Source organism: Reyranella sp. (assembly GCF_004297265.1).
Lineage (GTDB): Bacteria > Pseudomonadota > Alphaproteobacteria > Reyranellales > Reyranellaceae > Reyranella.
Genome location: NZ_SCUT01000037.1, coordinates 1 through 2,602, shown reverse-complemented (window position 1 = coordinate 2,602; position 2,602 = coordinate 1). Strand labels below are relative to the sequence as shown.

The 2,602-nt window shown below is 66.4% G+C and carries 1 protein-coding gene and 1 pseudogene; both read left to right on the top strand.

Going from position 1 to position 2,602, the window contains the following annotated elements:
* Positions 1 to 145: 145 nt before the first annotated feature.
* A pseudogene (locus EPO41_RS16420) lies at positions 146 to 1,009 on the top strand (toprim domain-containing protein); the annotation flags it as partial.
* A 286-nt stretch (positions 1,010 to 1,295) separates the two neighbouring features.
* On the top strand, positions 1,296 to 2,231 hold the full coding sequence (locus EPO41_RS16415; protein ID WP_296327002.1) for a DUF2493 domain-containing protein: 936 nt from the start codon (positions 1,296 to 1,298) through the stop codon (positions 2,229 to 2,231).
* Positions 2,232 to 2,602: the final 371 nt, after the last annotated feature.

The following is a 2,602-nucleotide window of genomic DNA, read 5'->3' as shown; positions in this document are numbered from 1 at the left end:
CGTCGCGGGGCATCACGCACCTCCCCGCGTGCTGGCGTTATGTTGCGTAAAACTTGTCGATGGTCCGCAGGGCAGCGCCCAATCGCGGCTGCGCAACATAACTCTCGACGCAACATAATCCGTCTTATGTGCAGTTGAACATAAGACCGACGCCGCCACGGGACAGCATGGCGATCTTCTGGACCTGATCGCCCTCAATCGCCGGTTTGACCGCCTGCGCGATACCCTGGACGAGGCACGGGCGTTCCTCGCGTTGCCACCGGACCAGATCGCTCCTCGGCAGGAACGTCTTCCCGCCCCACGCGGTTCGCCTGAGTCCGCTCGGCGTCTCTATGCCATGTCCCGGCCGATCACGGGCACCTTGGCTCAAGCCTACCTGCACAGTCGCGGAATCACGACCGTGGCTCACGATGACCCACTACGCTTCCATCCACGCTGCTACTACCGGCCCGACGAGGACAGCCCGACCGAGACCTGGCCGGCACTGATCGCCGCTGTCACCGATCTTGGCGGCACGGTCACCGGCGCACACCGTACCTGGCTCGATCCCTCCGGACGCGACAAGGCGCCGATCGCTTCACCGCGACGGGCCATGGGCCATCTTCTCGGGCACGGTGTCCGCTTCGGCGTGGCCCGCGACGTGATGGCCGCCGGGGAAGGCATCGAGACCATGCTGTCCCTGCGCATGATCCTGCCGACTCTGCCGATGGTGGCAGCGCTCTCGGCCAATCACCTCGCCGCCTTGCTGCTTCCACCGACACTGCGCCGTCTCTATGTCGCCCGCGATATCGACCCCGCCGGTGACACCGCCACGGCCAGCCTGTGCACCCGCGCGGAGGCCGCCGGTATCGAGCCGTTCGTCCTGTCGCCCTGTCTAGACGACTTCAATGACGATCTCCAATACTGGGGAATCGAAGGGCTCCGGGCATCGGTGCGCCGGCAGCTCGCCCCGCCGGACGTGGCGTGTTTCCTGGCTTTGGTTCGTGAGGGGATGAGCACGGGCGCGTGAATCTCTTCGTCAATGGTCTCTCTACTGTCCTTCGGATCGGACCGGAGCGCGCCCCGGCCTTCTAGAGGGGCGATCGGACGGCAGCCAGCCCGTTCCCGCAACGGCGGTCCTTCAGCTTTCTTCCCCTGCCGGCTGCGCCGGCATTCCTCGCGAAGCAAGAAAGCCTCGGCCCGCCGCCCTCCGCTGCGCTCCGGCCGCAAGTGCGGTGCGGGACCGGTCCGCCTGCCGTCTGTCGACGCCCACGAAGGCCGCGATGGGCGCGGCCGATCCGACAAAGGACAGCATCATGGCGACCCACAACGATCCTGACTTCGAGCCCGTGCACGGCTCATCCCCGACCGACCAAGTCCTCACCGAGCTGCAGCTCTTTGGCCATCGTCCCTTCCAGGACGAGCCCGACCCCCGGCCGCTGCCGGACGCTAACATCATCGCCGGCGCCGTCGTCGACATCTTCGATGCGTTCGTCTCGACGCTCACCGACACCCGCCTCGAGCCCGACCTGGAGGAGCTGCTGTGGTCGGCCGTCAACCTGTTCCATCGCGCCACCGACAGGATCGAGCGCGAGCTCGACGGCAATGAGCAGGCGCAGCGTCGCAGCCAGAAGGAGCAGAACGGCTCGGAGGTCCGCTCGGTCGAGCTGGAGCGTCTCGTTGCCGAGGGGCTGACTCTGATCGAGCGCCGGAATGCAATGGAGCTCTTCCGCGATCAGGCCGCCGAACGCTTCGATGTCCACACCGGCTCGACCTGGCGGCCACGCACCGGCTCGATGGTCAACCATCGGGCTCTCACCGCCGCGATGATCGACAGTCGCGAGTTCCTGAATGCGCGGCGCCGCGCCGAGACCGAACTCCTCGTTCCTGCCGGTCCGAAGATCGCTTTCACCGGCGGTGCAGATTGCAACGACCATCAGCTCATCTGGGCCACGCTCGACAAGGTCCGCGTCAAGCATCCCGACATGGTGCTGCTGCACGGCGGCTCACCGACCGGCGCCGAGCGTATCGCCGCGCGCTGGGCCGATAGCCGCAAGGTCACTCACGTTCCGTTCAAGCCCGACTGGGCCCGTCACGCCAAGGCCGCACCCTTCAAGCGCAACGACCAGATCCTGGAAGTCCTGCCGATCGGCGTCATCGTGTTCCCAGGCTCGGGCATCCAGGAGAACCTCGCCGACAAGGCGCGCAAGCTTGGCATACCGGTCTGGCGCTTTGGTTCGGGTGGCGCGTGAGCGCCACCTCTTTCCTGCTCACGGGCATACCGGACCCGTGAGAGCAAGCACCGGCCGCCGGCGCACCTCGGCTTTGGCCATGCGGCACGCGATCTCCCGGACGAGCCGAAACGCAGCAATGTCACGGCCTGTCAATCCGAATGCGCGAAGCTGCGCCGCTTCGGCAGTGATAGCTTTGCGACCGGTTGGGCTGAGATGATGCCGTCCTTTTTCTACGCCACGACCGCCGTCTCTTCGCTCGGTACGCCGGACCTCTTGCGCAGGTCCCTTCAGGTTGGCCACGACTTCTCCCGAGGATGCTGTTCGGCGCGCGACCCACGGCCTCTCTTTTGGCTGATCTGGCCAGAGGACGGCTGCGCCTCGATCGCCTG